This is a genomic window from Arthrobacter sp. 05T47 (genome assembly GCF_056395825.1).
Window position 1 is genome coordinate 1 of sequence record NZ_JBFTKG010000023.1, and the last position, 20,436, is coordinate 20,436.

General features: G+C 65.8%; 14 protein-coding genes and 1 pseudogene. 8 read left to right on the forward strand and 7 right to left on the reverse strand.

The annotated features are described in order from the left end of the window. The 3 genes from AC1DEY_RS15430 to AC1DEY_RS15440 form a co-directional block, all read right to left on the reverse strand. The coding region (locus tag AC1DEY_RS15430; protein ID WP_476868714.1) for an ABC transporter permease at nt 1–1,089 on the reverse strand (1,089 nt) is incomplete at its 3' end. After that, on the reverse strand, nt 1,079–2,110 hold the full coding sequence (locus tag AC1DEY_RS15435) for an ABC transporter permease (RefSeq protein ID WP_476868715.1): 1,032 nt from the start codon (nt 2,108–2,110) through the stop codon (nt 1,079–1,081). The genes AC1DEY_RS15430 and AC1DEY_RS15435, both read right to left, overlap by 11 nt. Nucleotides 2,111–2,125: 15 nt before the next feature. After that, nucleotides 2,126–3,745, reverse strand: coding sequence for an ABC transporter substrate-binding protein (locus AC1DEY_RS15440; RefSeq protein ID WP_476868716.1), 1,620 nt, complete (start codon nt 3,743–3,745; stop codon nt 2,126–2,128). Nucleotides 3,746–4,031: 286 nt separating this feature from the next. Between AC1DEY_RS15440 and AC1DEY_RS15445 the strand changes: the two genes are divergently transcribed. Further along, nucleotides 4,032–5,615, forward strand: a complete 1,584-nt coding sequence (locus AC1DEY_RS15445) for an amidohydrolase (protein WP_476868717.1) — start codon at nt 4,032–4,034, stop codon at nt 5,613–5,615. Nucleotides 5,616–5,742: 127 nt separating this feature from the next. Here AC1DEY_RS15445 and AC1DEY_RS15450 read toward each other — a convergent pair whose 3' ends face one another. Continuing rightward, a complete protein-coding gene (locus AC1DEY_RS15450) occupies nt 5,743–7,071 on the reverse strand; it encodes an MFS transporter (protein ID WP_476868718.1) in 1,329 nt (442 codons plus the stop codon). Between the two features lie 126 nt (nt 7,072–7,197). Here AC1DEY_RS15450 and AC1DEY_RS15455 point away from each other — a divergent pair, with 126 nt between their 5' ends. The 4 genes from AC1DEY_RS15455 (at nt 7,198) to AC1DEY_RS15470 (ending at nt 13,162) form a co-directional block, all read left to right on the forward strand. Then, nucleotides 7,198–8,115 (forward strand): LysR family transcriptional regulator, encoded by a 918-nt coding sequence (locus tag AC1DEY_RS15455; RefSeq protein WP_476868719.1) that lies wholly within the window; start codon nt 7,198–7,200, stop codon nt 8,113–8,115. 114 nt (nt 8,116–8,229) lie between these two features. After that, nucleotides 8,230–9,906 carry an amidohydrolase gene (locus tag AC1DEY_RS15460; RefSeq protein WP_476868720.1) on the forward strand — a complete coding sequence of 559 codons (1,677 nt, stop codon included), beginning with the start codon at nt 8,230–8,232 and terminating at the stop codon, nt 9,904–9,906. Nucleotides 9,907–10,109: 203 nt separating this feature from the next. Continuing rightward, nucleotides 10,110–11,759 carry a thiamine pyrophosphate-dependent enzyme gene (locus AC1DEY_RS15465; protein ID WP_476868721.1) on the forward strand — a complete coding sequence of 550 codons (1,650 nt, stop codon included), beginning with the start codon at nt 10,110–10,112 and terminating at the stop codon, nt 11,757–11,759. 29 nt (nt 11,760–11,788) lie between these two features. Then, nucleotides 11,789–13,162 carry an NAD-dependent succinate-semialdehyde dehydrogenase gene (locus tag AC1DEY_RS15470; RefSeq protein WP_476868722.1) on the forward strand — a complete coding sequence of 458 codons (1,374 nt, stop codon included), beginning with the start codon at nt 11,789–11,791 and terminating at the stop codon, nt 13,160–13,162. 317 nt (nt 13,163–13,479) lie between these two features. Here the strand turns inward: AC1DEY_RS15470 and AC1DEY_RS15475 are convergent, their stop codons facing one another. Further along, nucleotides 13,480–14,787 (reverse strand): aminotransferase-like domain-containing protein, encoded by a 1,308-nt coding sequence (locus AC1DEY_RS15475; RefSeq protein ID WP_476868723.1) that lies wholly within the window; start codon nt 14,785–14,787, stop codon nt 13,480–13,482. Nucleotides 14,788–15,126: 339 nt separating this feature from the next. Here AC1DEY_RS15475 and AC1DEY_RS15480 point away from each other — a divergent pair, with 339 nt between their 5' ends. Together AC1DEY_RS15480 and AC1DEY_RS15485 are read left to right on the forward strand one after the other, a co-directional pair. Beyond that, nucleotides 15,127–16,125 (forward strand): NADP-dependent oxidoreductase, encoded by a 999-nt coding sequence (locus AC1DEY_RS15480; protein WP_476868724.1) that lies wholly within the window; start codon nt 15,127–15,129, stop codon nt 16,123–16,125. A 48-nt stretch (nt 16,126–16,173) separates the two neighbouring features. Continuing rightward, a pseudogene (locus AC1DEY_RS15485) lies at nt 16,174–17,039 on the forward strand (alpha/beta fold hydrolase). A gap of 348 nt (nt 17,040–17,387) precedes the next feature. Here AC1DEY_RS15485 and AC1DEY_RS15490 read toward each other — a convergent pair. Both AC1DEY_RS15490 and AC1DEY_RS15495 read right to left on the reverse strand, forming a co-directional pair. Beyond that, nucleotides 17,388–18,101 (reverse strand): SDR family oxidoreductase, encoded by a 714-nt coding sequence (locus tag AC1DEY_RS15490; protein WP_476868725.1) that lies wholly within the window; start codon nt 18,099–18,101, stop codon nt 17,388–17,390. A 68-nt stretch (nt 18,102–18,169) separates the two neighbouring features. Then, on the reverse strand, nt 18,170–19,243 hold the full coding sequence (locus AC1DEY_RS15495; RefSeq protein WP_476868726.1) for an alkene reductase: 1,074 nt from the start codon (nt 19,241–19,243) through the stop codon (nt 18,170–18,172). Between the two features lie 169 nt (nt 19,244–19,412). Between AC1DEY_RS15495 and AC1DEY_RS15500 the strand changes: the two genes are divergently transcribed. Then, the gene (locus tag AC1DEY_RS15500) at nt 19,413–20,015 is read left to right on the forward strand and encodes a TetR/AcrR family transcriptional regulator (protein WP_476868727.1); all 603 of its coding nucleotides are present in this window, start codon (nt 19,413–19,415) and stop codon (nt 20,013–20,015) included. Nucleotides 20,016–20,436: the final 421 nt, after the last annotated feature.

A 20,436-nucleotide genomic window follows, 5' to 3' on the forward strand; every position in this document is an offset into this window, starting at 1 on the left:
GTCCACACGCAGCAGGTCTGCCTCCACCGTCAAGCCTTCGGTGGGCAGCCCTGCGATGGCCATGGCCGTGAGGGACTTCCCGGAACCTGATTCGCCTACCAGGGCCAGCACTTCACCGGGATCGATACTCAACGCAACGCCCTTCACGAGGTCGGGACCGCCGGGGACACCAATTTTCAGGTTCTCGACCCGCACGAGTGCACGGTCCGACGCCGGGACCGCCACCGAGCGGTTCTGGTGGACCACACGGCGGAAGAAGCTCCGCTTGGCGCGGGGATCGGCGTCGGCAGCCAGCGCGTCGCCGATCAGCATGACCGAGAGCCCGGTCAGGGCGATCATGACAGAGGGGCCGACGGCCTCGACCGGCTGGGTGTACAGGGCCCCGAGGCTGTCGTTCAGGAGCCGGCCGAAGTCATAGTCCGGGGACTGCACACCGAGCCCGATGAAGGACAACGCGGAGATTTCTACCAGGGAGAGCGCGAACACCGTGGCGGACAGGATCAGCAGGGGCTCGGCCATGTTCGGCAGCATGTGTCGTACCGCGATACGGACCGGGCTGACGCCGAGGAGGCGCGCTGTGACCACATAGTCGCTGCTGGACACCGAGGAGGCCAGATTGGCCGTGATCCGGGCGAAACCGGGAATGCCGGCGATGCCGATCGCGACGACGGCGGAAGAGACACCGGGCTCCAGCACGGCGGCGATCACCAGCGCGAAGATCAAGCTGGGGTACGCCACGGCGGTCTCGAGGACGCGCAGGGCGGCCTCGCGGACACGCCGGCCCGAGAGCCAGATGGCCAGGCCGATCAGGATGCCGGAGACCGCCGTAATAGCCGCGGCACCGGCGGTCATGAGCAGGGTCAGCCGGGTCGCCACGAGGGCGCGTGCCAGCAGGTCCCGGCCGAAGTCATCGGTGCCCAGCCAGTGTGCGGGGCTGGGTCCCTGGGCGGCGTCGGGGGTCAGCTGTTCGGCCGCCTGCTTCAAGGTCAGTGGTGCAATGACGGCGATGAGAATCAGTGCGAGCATCAGCGCGGCGCCCGTTGCCATGGCGGGAGTCCAGAACTCCCGGCTCCTAAACCTAGACGTCATTGGAAGTTCCTCCGAGGTTGCGGGGGTCGATGATGGCCAGGATCAGGTCCACCAGAATGATGATGAGGGTGGCCAGAAGCCCGAGGACGAGGATGATTCCGCGGATCACGGGATAGTCTCGCTGCAGGATCGCGTTAACGATCCCCTGCCCCAGTCCGGGCCACGCAAAGACGGTTTCGATGACCACGGCGCCGCCGAGCTGTGCGGCGAGGATGAGTCCCGAGAGCGTCAGCGTGGTGGTGAGCAGGTTCGGCAGGACGTAGCGGGCATGCGTGCGCAGGGCGCCCAGCCGCCAGCCGCGGGCGGTCCGGATGTAGTCCTTGTCCAGGACCACGGCGGTTTCGCGCCGCACAATCCGGGAGATGACGCAGATCGGGCCCAACATGAGGGCCGCGGTGGGAAGCACCAGCGAGTTCAGGGTCGCCGCCCCCGCGGCCGGTAGCCATCGCAGGGTCACGGCAAACACCACCACGAGCAGTGTTGCCACCACGTACTGCGGAATCGAGTAGATGAGGCTGGTCAGGAAGTTGAATCCGGCATCCAGCCACCGGTTCCGCCCGCCGCGGGTGAGGATGGCCACCGCCATGCCCAGCGGCACGGAAACGAGCAGGACCAGTGCAATGGCCAGCAGGGCGATCTCGGCGGTGAACGGGAATCGATTGAAGATCAGGGTGGAGACGCTCTCGCCACTGACGAAAGAGGTTCCCAGGTCCAGGCGGAGGACGCCCGAGACATAGTTGACGAACTGGGTGAGGAGCGGCAGGTCCAGGCCGAGTTCGGCCCGGACATTCGCGATCTGCGCCGGGCTGGCGCCGTCACCGGCGGCGATCACGGCCGGATCGCCCGGGATCAGCGGCACGATCAGGAACGTCACGACAGTGAGTACCGCGAACGAGAGCAGCAGCCCGCTGAGCCGGCGCAGCGAGAACCGGGCCCACGGATGGCGGATGAGGCGGCGTCCCGCACTCCCGGCATTAACACCGGGAGTGCGGGAAGCTTCAGCAATGCTTGAAGAAGTCATGAGCTGTTTTCCGCGCTACTTCGTGATCCGCATGGTGCTCTCGTCCGGCTGGCCATTCATGGTGTGCATGGCGAAACCGGACCGGATGGTCACCTGCGAGGGAAGGCTGGCCAGCGGGATCACGTGGGCTTCGCCGATCATGATCTTCTGGGCTTCCTGGTAGGTCCCGCAACGTTCGGCGTCGTCGGTCTGGGTCATGGCTTTGGCCACGAGGTCCAGGACGGGCTGGTTCTCCAGGCCGCCCCAGTTGAGGCCGCCCTTTTCCACCGGTGTGCCGATGACAGTGGACAGTGCGCCGTACATGGTGCCCCCGGCGTTGATACCGCCCATAACGGTGACGTCCCAGGTGTCGAGCTTCTGGGTCAGGTCGGTGCTCCACGTGGCGAGGTCCACGTTGCGCAGTTCAATGTCAGCACCGGCTGCCCGGAGGGCTTCGGCGACATAGGTGTTGGCTGCACCATTGGGGCCGAAGATCTGCGCGCCGAGCATGCGGATCTTGACGCCGGCGAGGGACTTCTGCGCAGCTGCAGGGTCCGTCTTGATGAGCAGGTCGGTGTCCTTGTTGGAGCACGGCACGCCCGGGTGGGCGAAGGAGGAATAGATTTCGCCGAGACCGCCCGAAGCTGCCTGGTTGAAGGCCGTGACGTTCAGCGCCTGGGCCAGGGCTCTGCGCAGGGCCGGATCGGTGAACGGATGGCCGGGCCGCTCATTGAACATCATGTACAGGCTGCCCTGCGGGATGACCTGGGTGCTGAAGTCCTTGTTGCCGTCGAAGCGGGTGGTGTCTTTGCCGCGGATGTTGGCGATATCCTTCGTGCCCGTCAGGAGCTCATTGGAGATGGCGCTGGCGTTGGCGTTGACGCTGGCCTCGATGGTCTTGGCGGGAGTGCCCTCGATCTTGGTTTCGTATGCCGGCCAGGTCTTGTAGTCGTCCCGGAGCGCGAACGTGTAGGCCACGCCATGCTGCTTCTTACTCAGGGTGTACGGCCCCGAGAACGCGCCGGCAACGTCCCCCGTGGTCAGGGCCTTGGGGTCTTTGAGTCCGGCAGGGCAGACGATGCCGGTGGCGTGCAGGCTCATGCCCTGCAGGAGGTCGGTCCACGGCTGGGCGAGCTTGACGGTGACGGTGCCGGCGGCGTCGTCGGCCGTTACTGTGGCGGGGCCATCACCGAGGACGAGGGGGCGGAAGCTGGACTTGCTGTCCGGGGCAGCGAACACCTTGAGGGATTCGGCCACGACGCCGGCGGTAATGGGGGTGCCGTCGGAGCAGCTGGCGCCGCCGCGAATGGTGAACGTTCCCTGGGTGGGGGTGATGTCCCACTTGCTGGCCAGGTCGGAGACGATCTTGTTGTTCTCGTCGCGGCGCACCAGCGTGGAGAACAGGAGACGGTTGACGGCGTAGTCGTCAGCGTTGCGGACCTCGACCGGCGCAAAGCTGGTGGGGTCGGCGCTCAGCACCGTACGGATGGTGTCGGTGGAGATCTGGCCGACCGCGGCGGCGCCCGGGCCGGTTCCGCCGCCAGTGGTACAGCCGGTGGCAGCGACAGCGATAACCGCAGCTGCGGCGGCCAAGGGAGCGAGCCTGCGTCCGCGGCGGGCGGAGATGCCTGCCGTTGACTGGTGGTTCTGGGTCACGAGTGGTCCTTCGATTGGTCCGATGCGGGTGCGGGTGTTGCGTGCAAGAACTGAGGCGAACACCTGCTGATCGAGTATGTGACCCATATCTCAGAACGTCTAAGACTCATTTTGTAGATATTCGATGCCTTTACGGCATAGACCGCGGCGTTCTGCGGGCAGACGCGGGGCGGCCACGCCGGAGCGCCCGCGCGCGTCGGCATATGTGCTCCCCCGGCACCTCATATGACTCGATTGTTGCGGGGGCCGGGGCGGTATTCCGGAAACGCGCACTTACCCTGATTGCGTGACCCCCACCCTCTTCGCCAACGCCACGTTCCATACCCTCAATCCAAAGCAGCCACGCGCCGGGGCCCTCCTGGTGGAGGACGGCGTCATCGTGGCAGCCGGCTCGGCAGCAGAACTCCAAGCCCATGCACCCGCGGGTACGAGGACCCTCGATTTGGACAACGCCGTAGTCATTCCCGGGCTGACGGATGCTCACATCCACACGGCGAGCCTGGCCCGGTCCATGCACGAGGTCGACCTGCGGCAGGCCGGGAGCCTGGCGGAAGCCCTGGCCGGCGTCGGTGCCGTGCGGCCGCGCTACAGGGATGGCGAGTGGATTTTCGGCGGCTGGTGGGACTTCAACAAGTGGCAGGTCCCGGTCCAGCCGGACCGCACCGGCCTGGACGCCGTCTGCCCGCGAAACCCCGTGGCCCTGACCAGCGCGGACGGCCACACGGTGTGGGCCAACTCGCAGGCGCTGCAGCTATTGGGCATTACCCGGACGACACCGGATCCCGCGGGCGGTGAAATCGTCCACGACGAACACGGCGAAGCCACCGGGATCCTGCGGGAGAGCGCCGTATACCCCGTCCGAAAACTCGCCGCATCGGGGGTCTCGGGAAATCTCCCGGATCAACTGCGGGAGGCCCAGCGGTACCTGTTGTCCCTGGGCCTGACCGGCGTCCACGACATCGACGGTGCTGACGCCCTGGACGCCTACAGGGCCCTCCGCGCCGAGGGCGCACTGGCCCTGCGCGTCCACAAACTGCTGGCCCAGGACGATCTGGAGGCCTCCATCGGTGCCGGAATTCGGACCGGACAGGGCGACCGCTGGATCCGGCACGGCGCCGTGAAGATTTTCGCCGACGGCGCGGCCGGCTCCCACACCTGCCATATGAGCGAGCCGTTTCCGGGCGGCACCAGCCACGGCATGGAGGTGACCGCCTACCCCGACCTGCTGGGACTGGCCAACCGGGCTGCCGCCGCGGGAATCGCCGTCGCCGTCCACGCCATCGGTGACCGCGCCAACCACCTGGTGCTGAACGCGCTGGCCGAAATTCGGGACACCACCGCCCGGCACGGCCTGCGTCACCGGATCGAGCACGTCCAGTTTCTGCAGCCCGCGGATGTTCCGCGGCTGGCCACCCTCGGCGTCGTGGCGTCCATGCAGCCCCAGCACTGCCCCAGCGACCTGCCCATCCTCGGCATGGTGGAGGGCCGGGGCCTGGCATCCTACGCCTGGCGGAGCCTGCTGGATGCCGGGGCCACCGTCGCCTTCGGCTCGGACTCCCCCGTGGAACTTCCCAACCCCTTCTACGGGCTTCATGCGGCCATCACGCGGACAACGGCCGATGGGGAGCCCGACGGCGGATGGGAACCCCGGGAGCGGATCTCACTGGAGGAGGCACTCCACGCGTACTGCGTCGCCCCGTCCTACGCCTCGGGCGAGGAAACCGTCAAGGGAACGCTAAGGCCCGGGATGCTGGCCGACTTTGCCGTGCTGGACACCGATATTTTCGCGGCAGGTGCCGCCGAGATCAGGGCGACGAAGGTCCGGATGACCGTCACCGACGGGCTCGTCCGGTACAGGAGCGAGGACTGACCAAAGGCCGCTGAAAAGGACCGTGCGGGAAGCCAGTACTCTCCGAAGCAACAACCTCAGGACAACACAACACCCCCGCAAACAGGCTGCGGGGGTGTTGTGTTACGGGTGGACCGACGGCGGGCGGCTAGTTGCCGCTGGCGGGCACCTTGGACGTCGCGATGGCGCCGCCGAGTGAGATCAGGCCGATGACCACCAGGAGTGTGGCCGGTCCCCAGGACGCGTTCCCGGACAGGGACAGGAAGACCGTGGCCAGCGCCGGCATGAATCCCGCGACAACCGCAGACAGGTTAGCCGACAGCCCCATGCCCGTGTACTTCACGTGCGCCTGGAAGAGCCGATCGATCAGGGCGCCGATGATGGCATAGGTGATGGCACAGGGACCGAATGCCAGCACCATGGCCACGATGATCAGCCCGGGATCCCTGGTGTCAACGAGCCAGAAGATGGGAAACGCCAGGGCTATGAAAATGGAGTAGCCGATGATGCCCACGCGGGCGGCCCCGAAGCGGTCGGCAAGGCGTCCGGCAACGACTGTCATGACCATCTGGGCGACGGCACCGATGGTCATGGCGGTGAGGATCACCGCGGACGGCAGGCCTAGCACCCGGGTCACGTAGCTGATCATGAAGGTGGTCAGGATGAAGAAGCCGGCGTTGCCCACCAGATAGGTGCAGACACCGATCGCCAGCCTCCCCTTGAACTTGCGGAACAGCTCAATGACGGGAGCTTTCTTGGTCCCGTCACTTGCCTTGAGTTCCTGGAACTCCGGAGTTTCCTCCACGTTCCAGCGGAGCCAGAGCGCAACGGCCACCAGGATGATGGAGGCAATGAACGGCAGCCGCCAGCCCCACGCCATGAAGTCTTCCCTGGGCAGCAGGGCAACCAGGGTGATGGCACCGGTGGAGAGCAACGTGCCAACCGGCGAGCCAAGCTGCACCAGGGCCGCGTACAGCCCGCGGCGCTTCGCGGGTGCATATTCGATGGCCATGAGGGTGGCGCCGCCCCATTCGCCGCCGGTGGCAACACCCTGGACCGCCCGCAGCAGCGTCAGCAGGATCGGGGCGACGACCCCCGCGGTCGCATAGGTGGGCAAGAGGCCCATGAGGGTGGACGCAGCGCCCATGAGCATCACGGTCGCGACCAGGGCGCCGCGCCGGCCGTACTTGTCACCGACGTGGCCAAAGATGATCGCACCGATGGGCCGGGCAACAAAGGCCGCGCTGAAACTCAGGAAGGCCGAGACGGTGGAGGCCACGGGGTCGGCGCTGGGGAAGAACAGCGGTGCGAAGACGATTGCGGCCGTGGTTCCGAACAGGAAGAAGTCATACCACTCAAGGGCGGTGCCGATGAAGGCTGCGGCCACAACCTTTCCGGGGCTGGACGGTCCCGGCCCGATAGCTGCCTTAACGGCACCTGCCGGGGCGGCAGTGGATTGTGATGTTGGAGTTGTCATGGGTGGATCCCTCGGCTGGATAGTTCAATGTTCAATGGGTTCTGACCATGACCGTACTGCGGTCCAGTGCATACCCGCCAATACTTCTTCTTGCATTTGTGTATGCCGAAAGGGCATGCTTTCCCCATGAACCTACGCCGCCTGCAGTACTTTCTGGCAGTTGTGGATGCCGGTACCGTCACTGCTGCGGCGGAACGGATCCACATTGCCCAGCCGGCCCTCAGCCGGCAGATCAAGACCCTGGAAAATGAGCTCAAACTGCGCCTGTTCGAGGCGCAGGGCAACAAGCTCGCGCTCACGCCCGCCGGCCGGGCCTTCATTCCCGCCGCCCGCCGCCTCATGCTGGAGACGCAGAGCCTGGAAGATGCCGCGGATGCACTGCGGACAGGACGGGTCGCCACGCTCGTGGCTGCCGCCACCGCAGCCTCCGTCCGGGGCTTCCTGGCACCCTACATCGCCACCACCGGCCCGGAGGATCCACTGATTATCACGCGCGAAACCAGCCACTTCGCCATTGCCGAGGCCCTCCTGCACGGAAGCGACTTCGCCGTCTCCCCGGCGCCTCCGGAGCCGGGCCTGGCCACCATGCCGCTGGGCAGCATCCCGTTGACCGCCTACGTCGCGGCGGACCACGAATGGGCGCGGGACGGGGTGTCCGAGCTCCCGCTATCGGCTCTGTGCGGCCAGCATGCCATCCTGCCCTCACACCAGAGCGTCAGCCGCTACATTCTCGACGACGCCCTCAACCAGGCCCACCTAAGCTTCCGCCGGGTCTCCGAGTGTGACGACGGGCAGACCATCATGGCACTGGCGGCGGCCGGGCACGGCATCGGGGTGACCACCGACCTGCCCGCCTATGGCACCCACCCGATTCGAATCCTGGCGGGCGGTAAGGGTCAGCCGGGACATGCCCTCCGGCTGCCCCTGCACACGGCCTGGATCCCCGGGCACTTCGCCGAGGAATCCATCCGGGCGGTGGCCGTCCGTCTGCGGAGGTTCCTGAACAGACAGGGCGCGATCATTGAGGACGAGTCGAAAGCCTAGAAAATGATGCCAGTTTGGCATTGACTATCAACCAAATAGACATTAGACAGCATGAAAATGGATTCCGATACTGGATGGAACGCAATGATGCATCCATAGAATCGGGAGAAATGCATGCTCTTGGACGTGCTCTACACCAACGGATCGTTTTACACCCAGGATGCCCGGCGTCCTCGGGCCCACAGCGTGGGCGTCCATGATGGACGCATCATCAGCCTCGATGACGAACTGCCCAGTTCCCTCTTCCGCAACGTCCACGATCTGGGGGGCGCCGCCGTCGTGCCGGGGTTCAATGACGCGCACTGCCACCTCAGCTATGTGGGCGAGGCGCTGGTCCAGGCCGATGTCCGCTCCTCCGTGTGCATAAATATGGACGAGTTGCTGGCCGCGGTGGGGCGCGCCTGCGCAGCAGCACCGCCAGGAGCGTGGGTCCAGGGCGCAGGGTACGACCAGAACTACCTCGGCAACCAGCACCCCACTGCGGAGCAGTTGGACGCGGTCAGCCACGGCCACCCCGTGTGGCTGATGCACAACTCCCGGCACATGGGCGTGGCCAATACGGCCGCCTTCGAGCGGGCCGGCTACCCCGGCCGCCGCAACGTCACCGCGCCCGACGGCGGGGCCGCACCCGCCGCTGCCGACGGCAGGGCCGTCGGGCTGCTTCAGGAGACGGCCCGGGCCCTGGTCATGGACGCCATTCCCGCGCCAAGCGTGGACGACGTCGCCGCGATGGTTGGCGCGGGCAGCGCCGCGCTGCTGAAACTGGGGGTCACCAGCATCACCGAGCCGGGGCTGGGCGCCCCGCAGCACATCGGCCACAGCCTGTCCGACCTGGCCGGCTACCAGGCTGCGCGCGATGCCGGGATGCTGGGCGTGCGCGCCACGGTGATGCCCTACCTCACCACCCTTCACGGGCTGGGCGACGAGTCCGGTCCGGTCGGTCAGGCTGGCGCGGGCCCTGTTGCCCGCATGGGCCTGGATCTGGGCATGCGGACGGGGTTCGGCGACGAATGGCTCCGGCTGGGCCCGGCCAAGATCCTGTCCGACGGCTCGCTGATCGGCCGCAGCGCCTTTATGTGCTGCGACTACCAGCACGACGCCGGGGCGGAGAAGGGCAACCGTGGGCTGCTCCAGTTCCCCGCCGTGGAACTGCGGCGGCGGATCATCGGCGCGCACCGTGCCGGCTGGCAGGTGGCCACCCACGCCATCGGCGACGCCGCACTGGACGTTGTGCTGGACATTTTCGCGGAGGCCCAGGGCCTGTACCCGCGGCCGGACGCACGGCACCGAATCGAGCACGTGAACGTTGCCAGCGATGCGCAGATCCGGCGGCTGGCTTCATTGGGCCTCATCCCCGTGCCGCAGGGCCGCTTCATCAATGAACTCGGCGACGGCGCAGCGCGGGCGCTGGGGCCCGAAAGGACGCGACTGTCCTACCGCGTGAAGGCCCTGCTTGACGCCGGGATCGAGATCCCTGCCAGCACCGACGCGCCCGTGGTCTCCGGGGATCCCATCCTGAACGTCCATGACCTCGTGAACCGCCGGACCTCCTCCGGCGCGGAATTTGTGCCCGAGGAGCGCATCACCGTCGCCCAGGCCGTGCGCGCCTACACCGTGGGCAGCGCGCACGCCGCACATGAGGACCACTACAAGGGCACGCTCTCCCACGGCATGCTCGCGGACTTCGTTGCCCTGTCCGAGGACATCTATGAGGTTCCGGCCGACGCCATCTGCGACGTTCGGGTCACGGCCACGGTCGTCGACGGCAAGTTGGCCTGCGGCAGCCTTTAAGCAAGCACTGCCCGCCACTAAGCCCATGGGCCACCCAGTGCCACCTACATGCTTTTTAGTTATATATTTTGAACTTTTTATGTATTAGACAGCATGAACCTGGTTTGCCAATACTTGAGGGAAACCCACATGCCGGCCACCCTGGCCAGCACCCCAGTTGTCTGCCAGTTCCCTGGCTCAAACCCCTGTTGAGGAGCACTACGTTGGAGAAGAACACCCACGCCGGCCAGGCGATCGTCGATTCCCTGGCCCTGCACGGCGTCAACCGTGTATTCGCGGTCCCGGGCGAAAGCTACCTTGCCGTGCTCGACGGGCTCCACGGAGCCGATATCGAGACCATCGTGTGCCGCCAGGAAGGCGGTGCCACGTACATGGCGGAAGCGCACGGCAAGTTCACCGGCGAGCCGGGCGTGGCCATGGTGACCCGCGGCCCGGGAGCCGCGAATGCCTACGTTGCCATTCACGCCGCGTGGCAGGACGCTACACCGATGGTCCTGTTCGTGGGCTTGATCCCGGTCGCGGACCGCATGCGCGAGTCCTTCCAGGAGTTCGATCCCAATGCCTGGTTCGGCACCCAGGCCAAGCGTGTTTTTGTCCTCGACGAGGCCTCCCGGGCGTCGGAGGTGGTGGCCGAGGCGTTTTTCGCCGCCAAGTCCGGCCGTCCCGGCCCTGTCGTCGTCGGCCTGCCGGAAGACGTCATCACCCACGAATTTGTCGGCGACCTGCACCCGGTGATCACGGTTGCCGAAGGGGCAGTATCCTCCGCGGAGCTGGAGCTCATCACCACGGCCCTTTCCGGTGCCGAAAAGCCCGCCATCTTCGTCGGCGGCCAGCGCTGGACGCCCGCAGCTGCGGCCGCCGTGACGGCCTTTGCAGAGGCCAACGGCATCCCGGTGGTCCAGGACTGGCGCGCCTCGGACCGCATCCCCTTCCACTCCGAGGTCTTCGTCGGCGCCTTAGGCTACGGCCGCACCGGAGACACGGCACGGATCTTCGCCGAAGCCGACGTGCTCTTGGCCATCGGCGCCGTACCCACTGACGTTCCAACGGACGGCTACACCCTGCGGCAGTCGGCTCAGGCCGCGAATATCCTCGTCAACATCGACAGCTCCCTCCGCGGACGTTCCGGCGCCGTCACCGCGCACATCCTCGCCAGCCCGGTCGCGTTCGCCAACGCAGTCAAGGGCATCCGGCTGGGAAGGGCCGCACAGTGGGACTCCTGGCGCGCCGCCGGCCGCGCCGCGCAACGCGCGTTCAGCGCACTCCCGGACCTGACCGCCCTCCCTGCCACCCGGGAAGGAACCGGCCACATGAGTGCCGTGATTTCCGAACTGGTGACGCGTCTGCCGCAGGACGCCGTCTACAGCTTCGGCGCAGGCAACCACTGCGCCTGGGCCCAGCGGTACCTGCCCACGAATGTGTTCCCGTCGCAGCTGAGCATGCGCAACGGTTCCATGGGATACAGCGTGCCGGCAGCGGTGGCAGCATCCCTGCAGAGCCCGGATCGCCTGGCGGTAGCGATCGCCGGCGACGGGGAATTCCTGATGAACGGCCAGGAGTTCGCAACGGCAGTGCAGCACGGCGCCGCCATGCTCATCATCGTGATGGACAACGGCCAGTACGGCACCATCCGCGACCACCAGGAGCACCACTTCCCGGGCCGCGTCAGCGGCACACAGCTGACGAACCCTGATTTTGCCGCATTTGCCCGCGCCTTCGGAGGCCACGGCGAAACGGTGACCAGCGACGACCACGCCGCGATCGCCGTCGAACGTTCCCTCAAGGCCGTGCAGGACCAACGGATCCCGGCCATCATCCACGTCATCACCGACCCGCAGATTGCCCTCCCCTGAACGATCCGAACCAATTGAAGGAGCACAGCATGAGCCTCTATGCCGTCACCAACCCGGCCACCGGGGAACCCGTCAAGGCCTACCCCACCGCCACCGACGCGCAGATCCACACCGCAGTAGCCACCGCTGACGCCGCCTTCAGGGCATGGAACAAGACAGCGCTGGCGGACCGGGTGAAACTCCTAGGCCGCGTGGCCGAGCTCTACACCGAGCGCCGAGACGAACTCGCCGCGATCGTCACGCGGGAAATGGGAAAACCCGTTTTCCAGGCGCGGATCGAAGTGGACATCGTCGCGTCAATCTACCGGTACTACGCCCAGAACGGTCCCTCGTTCCTCGAAGATGAAGAGCTCGAGGTTGCCGCCGGTGGAAAGGCGATCGTCCGCAAGGACGGCCTGGGCGTGCTCTTGGGCATCATGCCGTGGAACTTCCCGTACTACCAGGTGGCCAGGTTCGCCGCCCCCAACCTGATGAACGGCAACACCATCCTGCTCAAGCACGCCCCGCAGTGCCCGGAGTCCGCCCTGGCCATGGAACAGATCTTCCTCGATGCCGGCGCACCCGAAGGTGCGTACGTCAACATCTTCGCCACCAACGAGCAAGTCGCCGGCATCATCGCGGATCCCCGCGTCCAGGGTGTCTCCCTCACGGGATCCGAACGCGCGGGATCCGCCGTCGCCGAAATCGCCGGCCGCAACCTCAAGAAGGTGGTGCTGGAACTCGGCGGCTCGGACCCGTTCCTGGTGCTCGACTCCGCCAACCTGGAACAGGCGGCTACCCACGCGCTGTTCGGCCGCTTCGGCAACACCGGCCAGGCCTGCAACGCCGCCAAACGCATCATCGTCGCCGACGCCGTCTACGACGAATTCGTCGAGAAGTTCGTCCGCGCCGTCTCCGCTGTGAAGGTGGGCGACCCCACGGAGGCAGACACGTTCATGGGGCCGCTGTCATCCGCCGCCGCCCTCGACGGTCTGGCCGCGCAGGTGGACGACGCCGTCGCCAAGGGCGCCATCGTGCTCACCGGCGGCAGCCGGATGGACCAGCCCGGTGCCTGGTTCGAGCCGACGGTCCTCGCCGGAGTGACCGAGGACATGCGCGCCTTCTCCGAGGAACTCTTCGGACCGGTTGCTGTCCTGTACCGTGTTTCGTCCGAAAACGAAGCTGTGGAACTGGCCAACAACTCCGTTTACGGCCTCGGCGCCGTCATCCAGTCCACTGATCCGGCCAAGGCCCAGGAGATCGCAGACCGCCTGGACACCGGCATGGTCTACATCAACGAGGCCCCCGGCACTGCCGCCGAACTGCCCTTCGGCGGCATCAAGCGCTCCGGCGTCGGACGCGAACTGGGCAAGTACGGCATGGACGAGTTCATCAACCGCAAGCTGATCCGCACCGGAAAGTAGACAAGGTTCCCGGCCTACCGGCTCGAACCCGTTTCGCATACAGCGGCCGTTGCAACACCCCGGAACGAGTTCCGGGGTGTTGCACTCGTCAGGGCGACGAGACAAGCCGCGGTGGCCGCTGCTTCCAAGCCGTTCGTCAGGACCTGTTCCGCCATCGGCCGGCTGGCCACGGCACGCCACAAGCCCGGCAACGAACTGCTTCGCCATCTCAGGGGCGATGAAGTCCGTTGCCAGGCTAGTAGTGCCGCCCCGCACGTAGCCCGCCTGCCGCCATATGGGCGACGTGGCGGTTTCGGCAGGACTTTAGTCGATTGGCCCTAGTCCGTTCGGGAACCGGCGGTGTCAGGCTTAGCGGACACCTTGGCGGCTGCGTCGCGGAACACGTCGCCGAGGATGGCGGCGCCCTTGCGGATATCGTCCAGCGTCGGCAGACAGAAGGACATCCGGAGTTCGCTGTGGCCTCTTCCGTCCGTGTAGAACGCGGTGCCCGGAACGTACACGACGCCGCGTTTGATGCATTCGTAGACCAGTGCTTCGGTGTCGATACCCGCGGTGAGGCTCACCCACAAGTAGAAGCCGCCGGTAGGCCGGTTCCAGGTGGTGCCAGCCGGCATGACCTGTTCCAGCGTTTCCACGAGAGCGGTGAACTTCTCACGGTAGATCCCGCGGTATTCGGCGAGCTTGTCCGGCCAGGTCGGATCGTCGAGGTAGGCGCTGATGAGCTGCTGGGAGAACACCGAGGGATTGAGCTGGGAGGTCTCGCTGGCGTTGACCAGGTGCCCATACAGCGTTGCGGGCGGCAGGACCCAGCCCACGCGCAGGCCCGGAGCGATCATCTTGGAGAAAGAGCCGAAATACAAGGTGATGTCTTCGAAATCGGGCTGGATCGCGCGCATGGTTTCGCCGTCGAAACCGAGAAGTCCGTATGGGTTGTCCTCGAAGATCAGGAGATCGTTACTGCGGCAAAGTTCTCCAACCCGGTGGCGGCGTTCCGCCGAGAGGTTCACGCCCCCGGGATTCTGGAAGTTGGGGATTGTGTACAGTCCCTTGGCCGTCTTGCCCGCGGCCCGGACCTCACTAATGAGCCGCTCAAGCTCCTCCGGGATCAAACCGTCGGCATCCATCGGGACGTGCACGATTTCGGCCTCGTAGCTGGTGAAGACGGCCATGCCGCCGGCGTACGAGGGTGCCTCAGCAAAAATGACGTCCCCGGGGTTGACCAGCACGCGCGCGGCGACGTCTAACGCCTGCTGGCTTCCCGAGGTCACAATGACCTGGTCCCGTCCGGCCGTGATGCCCTCGAATCTCATGAGTTCGACGATGTGCGCGCGCAGCTCGGGAATGCCGTCGCTGGACCCGTACTGGAACGAGCGCTCACCGTTCTCAAGCAGAATCCGCTGGGCATCCAGCGCAATCCGCTCGAACGGGAGCGCGCCGAGGTATGGCGCCCCGTTGGCAAAGGAGATCATGCCCGGCCGCTGGGCTGCCCTGAACACTTTGCGGACCTCTGAGGGGCGGGCGGCAAGGGTGCGCTGCGCGAGGGCCTGTGGGGAGCACTGGACATTAGCGCCGGTGGCTGCGGGAGTGTGGGCAGCGCCTGCGGAAGATTCCACTGGTACGGACATGGGATTCCTTTCAGCCATGAGTATCCATCCATTCTCGGATCCACGTCGGATGCTGTCTAAGACCAAACTCCGAAGAATGCCATACCAGAAGGGCATGAACCGGTGGGCGACGGAGGACCAGAACGTGCCAGGCGGTCGGCAGTTCAACTCGCCGCCGCCTTGTTACGCCATATCGACCCGTCCCGCGGGATCACGGAATTGCGGAACTAACTGGGATGCGCCAATTGGCTCGTTCGTGTCTTTAAAACCCAACTGTCCTACTTGACAAGATTTATGAGTACGCTCAAAATTGATTCAACTCATTTTTAGCTTACGCACGTCTTAGAGGAGCAGCACGCCATGAGGGCATTCGTCGTCACCAAGTACAAGGACCCGCTGCGCGCAGCAGACGTCTCTGAGCCGACCGTCGGCGACCGCGATGTGCTGGTCCAGGTCCAGGCAGCTGGCCTCAACCAATTGGACGAAAAGATCCGCCTGGGTGAGTTCAAGCAGATCCTCCCGTACAAGCTCCAGCTGGTCCTCGGCAACGATGTCGCCGGCACAGTCATCCGTGTCGGGGCGAAGGTGCGCGGATTCAAACCCGGTGACGAGGTCTACGCCCGCCCCGACAAAGACCGCATCGGCACGTTCGCCGAGCGCATCGCCATCACCGAGGCCGATCTGGCACTGAAACCTGCTTCGATCAGCATGGAGGAGGCCGGCTCGCTACCGCTGGTTGCACTTACGGCGTGGCAGGCCCTCGTTGAGCAAGGCAACGTACTGCCGGGGCAGAAAGTTCTCATTCACGCCGGGGCCGGCGGGGTCGGGTCGATCGCGATCCAACTCGCCAAGCACCTCGGCGCCACGGTCGCGACCACCGCAAGTGCCTCTAACGCCGACTTCGTGCGCGACCTCGGCGCGGACACGGTGATCGACTACCGTACGCAGGACTTCGAGCAGCTCCTCGCCGGGTACGATCTGGTGCTCGACAGCCTCGGCGGGGAGAACCTCGTGAAGTCTCTGCGCATCCTGAAGCCCGGCGGGAAAGCGATCGGAATCGCCGGCCCGCCGGACTCGGCGTTCGCGCGCAAAGCCGGCCTGAACCCTGTTCTGCGCCTGGCCATCGCGGGGCTCAGCAGCAGGATCCGGCGGCAGGCGAAGAAGCTCGGCGTCAGCTACGAGTTCCTCTTCATGCGTGCCAGCGGCGACCAGTTGCGCCAGATCACCGCCCTGATTGACGACGGCGTGCTGCGCCCGGTCGTGGGGCAGGTCTTCGACTTCGCCCAGACCCCACAGGCGCTCGAGTCGCTGGCCAAGGGCGGCCTCCGCGGCAAAGCCGTCGTCACCCTTCCCTCCTGAGCCGCCGGCAGCCACTCACCTCACAGACCACTCAGGAGGACAACCAGCATGAGCAGCTTTGACACCGCGAACGGCTCTGTCGTCACCTCGTACGCTAAGGCGGACACACGCACCCTCAACGCCGGTGGCGTTACTTACGCTTACCGCGAGCTGGGGCCCAAGGGCGGCATCCCCGTCGTATTCTTCGTGCACCTCGCCGCGACCCTGGACAACTGGGACCCCTGCATCATCGAGCCCATCGCGAAGAACCGCCACGTCATCACCTTCGACCAGCGCGGTGTCGGCGCCTCCACCGGGCAGGTTCCTGACAGCATCGAGGCAATGGCCGATGACGCCTATGCCTTCATCAAGGCCCTCGGGTTCGACACGATCGACATCTTCTCCTTCTCAATGGGTGGCATGATCGCCCAGGACCTGCTCCTCAAACATCCCGACCTCGTCCACAAGCTCGTTCTGACCGGCACCGGGCCGCGCGGCGGCAAGGACATGGACAAGGTCGTCGGCACCACCTGCTGGGACATCCTCCGCGCGACCCTGACGCGCACGGACCCGAAGGAGTTCCTGTTCTTTAACCGCAACGCCACTGGCAAGCCGGCCGCGAAGGCGTTTATCAAGCGCCTGCAGGAGCGCACGGTCGACCGCGACAAGCCGATCAGCACCAAAGCCTTCCAGACGCAGCTGAAGGCAATCCAGAAGTTCGGCCGCTCCGCGCCGTCGGACCTGTCGAAGCTCACTCACCCCCCCTCATCGCCAACGGCGACAACGACCGCATGGTGCCGTCGATCCTGTCCGAGGACCTGCACCGGCGCATCAAGGGATCCGAGCTGATCATCTACCCCGACTCGGGCCACGGCAGCATCTTCCAGTTCCACGACCGATTCTCCCCCGTCGCCGTAGAATTCCTCGCCCACTGACCAGCACGTACCTGACAAGATCCCGTTAACAGAGCAGAGAGGCAGTGTGGCGCTGCCCGCACGTGAATACGGGCAGTGCCATTGGCGCGGGGCCTCGTCGCGCTGGCCAGCTCGAACAGGACCCGCACAAACGCGTCAGCAGGGTGATCAAACGTATCGCCACCCCTGACGCGACCCCTGGCTCGTGACTTCCCCGGCGGGTCAGGCCAACCCCGGATCCACCGTTGTTCAGACACTCCCCACCCGTTCCGTCGTCTCTTGTTGGAGGCATCGGGGGCCGCTGCGTCCTTGGCAGGTTTGGTGCCACCGCGCTCACTTTTGGTGAACGCGGTGGCGCCGGTTGTTCGCTTATGCGTTCGCGTCCACCAACTGTGGGTAGACCGCTTCGAGGGGGGCGCTGAGTCCGGCCTTGAGCTGGACTGACGTGTCATCGGCGAGGACTTCGTACTCCCCTGCCTCGGTGGCGTCGAACACGGTGCGCACCAGCACGGCCGGGTCAAGCTTCGGGTCGGTGGCGTGCGCGGCCATCGCGGTGTCGACGTATGCGACGTGGACGCCGACGACGTGCACGCCGGCGGGGGCGAGTTCGAGGCGGAGGGAGTTGGTCGCGGACCAGAGGGCGGCTTTGGTGGCGCTGTAGATGCCGGCGACGGCGTACCAGCTCAGGGCCGAGTGGATGTCGATGATCGTCGCTTCGTCCTTCGTCGACAGGACTGGAGCGAACGCGCGGGCGACGAAGAGAGGGCCGAGGAAGTTCGTCTCGACGTTCCGGCGGATCTCCTCGTCCGTGTGGGTGAGGATCCCGGCACTGGGAACCGACGCGCCGGCGTTGTTGATCAACACGGTCACGTCCGGTGCCGCCTCGACCGCTGCCTGGATGGAGGCCGAGTCGGTGACGTCCAGGGCGAGCGGAACGATGCGTTCGTCGTTCCAAGTGCGGGGGGTGCGGGCGGAGGCATAAACCTTTGCAGCTCCCCGGGCGAGGGCTTCGTGCACGAACTGGGTTCCGATTCCGCCGTTGGCTCCGGTGATGAGGACTACTGCTCCGTTGAGTGATGGCATGGCTGTTTTCTTCTTTCTGAGGGGTGTGGGTTGGGTGAGGTCGGTGGCGGACGGCTCGCGGCAGACGATTAGGCGTCTGCCAGGGCGGGGTAGTCGGTGTACCCGGCAGCGCCGCCGCCGTACAGGGTGCCCGGGTCCAGCTCGTTCAGCGGTGCGCCGGTGCGCAGGCGCTCAACAATGTCGGGGTTCGCCAGGGCGAATCGGCCCAGTGGCGCGATGTCCGCGAGCCCGGCGTCGATGTCGTCGGCGATATGCTCGCGTTCGCGCCCATACCGGACGACGAGGAGGGCAGCAGGCCACGTGTCGCGGAAGGACCGAAGCAGTTCGTCGTCACCGAGGTGGTGTACGTGCAGGTACGCAAGTTTCAGGGTGGCGAGTTCGCCGACCAGGTGGCGGTACTGTGTCCGGACTTCCGCGGGGTCCCCTTCGTTGATTCCGCCCAGCGGGAACGCCGGTGAAATGCGGATGCCGGTCCGGTGCGCCCCGATCTCCTCGGCCACCGCGCGGGCGACCGCGACGACGAACCGGGACCGATTCTCCACCGATCCGCCGTATTCGTCCGTGCGGTGGTTCGAGTTCGGCGAGAGGAACTGGTGGAGCAGGTACCCGTTCGCGCTGTGGATCTCCACGCCGTCCGCTCCCGCTGCGACAGCGGAGGCTGCGGCGTGGCGGAACCCGGCGATGGTGGCCTGGATGTCTTCGGCAGTCAGCTCACGCGGCATCGGGGTCTTCTGCGGGCCCGTTGGAGTGAACATGTCCTGCTCGGCCGAGATCGCCGACGGGCCAACGGGCTGGCGGTGGTGCGGGGTGTTATCCGGGTGCGACATCCGGCCGACGTGCATCAGTTGGATGAACAGGGCTCCGCCGCCTGCGTGCACCGCGTCGGCGATCTTTCGCCATCCCTCGATGTGTTCAGGAGTGTAGATGCCTGGGGTGTTCAGGTAGCCCTGTCCGTCCTCGGACGGCTGTGTGCCCTCGGTGATGATCAGCCCGAGCGAGGCGCGTTGGCCGTAGTACTTCGCGGCCAGTTCCCCTGGGGTACCGTCCTGGTTTGCACGGCTCCGGGTCAGCGGTGCCAGCGCGAGCCGGTGCGGCAGCTCCACATTGCCGAGAATGAATGGCTGCCAGAGGGAGGAAGTCATGCGTGCGATCCTTTGCGTCGTGGGTATTAGCGCCACCACTGTGCAGGGCGGAACACTGGGGGTTCTGCCCTTGCGTGGGAGAATGAACGAAGGAACATTTGAACCCACACAGTAGTGACTACACTCATAACTGACTGCAGTCAGAATCTATTCCGGAGGATCCATCATCATGTCTCTCGCCTCCCAGCCGGTCGGACGGCGCGAGCGGAACAAGCAGCAGAAGCTGGACCGCATCACGGCCGCGGCCAGCGAACTACTGGCCGATCACGGCATCGAGGACGTCACGACCCAGCAGATCGCCGACAAGGCGGACATCGGCACCGGGACCCTGTTCCTTTACGCGAAGACCAAAGGCGAACTCCTCCTCCTCGTGCAGAACGCCCACTACGCCGAAGCGCTTCAGCTAGGTCGGGCTGATGCAGAAACCACCCCGGATGTCCTCGATGCGGTGCTGGCAATCGTACGGCCGATCGTGGAATGCAACCGCGTCCAGGTTGACAACGGTCGCACCTACCTGCGGGAGATGGTCTTCGGCGACCCCACGGAGCCCCGACACGCTGAAGCCCTCTCCATCGTCGCGCAGACCGAGGAGGCCATCGCTACGGTCCTGGGCAGGCACGGGCTGGTCAGCGCTGGTGATGCCGCAACGACGGCACACGTCGTCACCGCCGTCATGTTCCTCAGCATGGCGGCGAGCGTTAACGCCGCCTTGAGCATCGACGAGATTGTGCAGGACATCCGGACTCAGGTGGGCGTGCTGCTGTCTCGCTGACGCCGTCGGTAAGAACTTTTTCGGGCGCATGCTGGCGTAAGCGCCCTCGGCGGAGCGGCGTTCCGACGCCGGCCCGGGCGGACGGCGCGAACATGGCAAACATACTGAACTGGGCATCCTCGTTGTGGACTCAAACTGATGCCAGTGCGGCCCTGGCTGACCACGGTCATGGACGATCACTCACGGGCAATCTGCGGATATACGGTCTTCCTCGGAGCGCCGTCCGCCATGAACTTCTGGCACTCCGCCAGGCAATCTGGCCCCGATCGGGCGGAAGCCCGCCAAACGAAGCGGCCTTGCACCGGCCTCCGCAGCCTAGAGCCCGGACCGATTCCCCGACCGACCGGGGGACGACGGCGATTCCGCGACGTTGCAATTCTGTGCCTTTTGCCCAGGAAGAACGTGCGCGACTATGCGATCA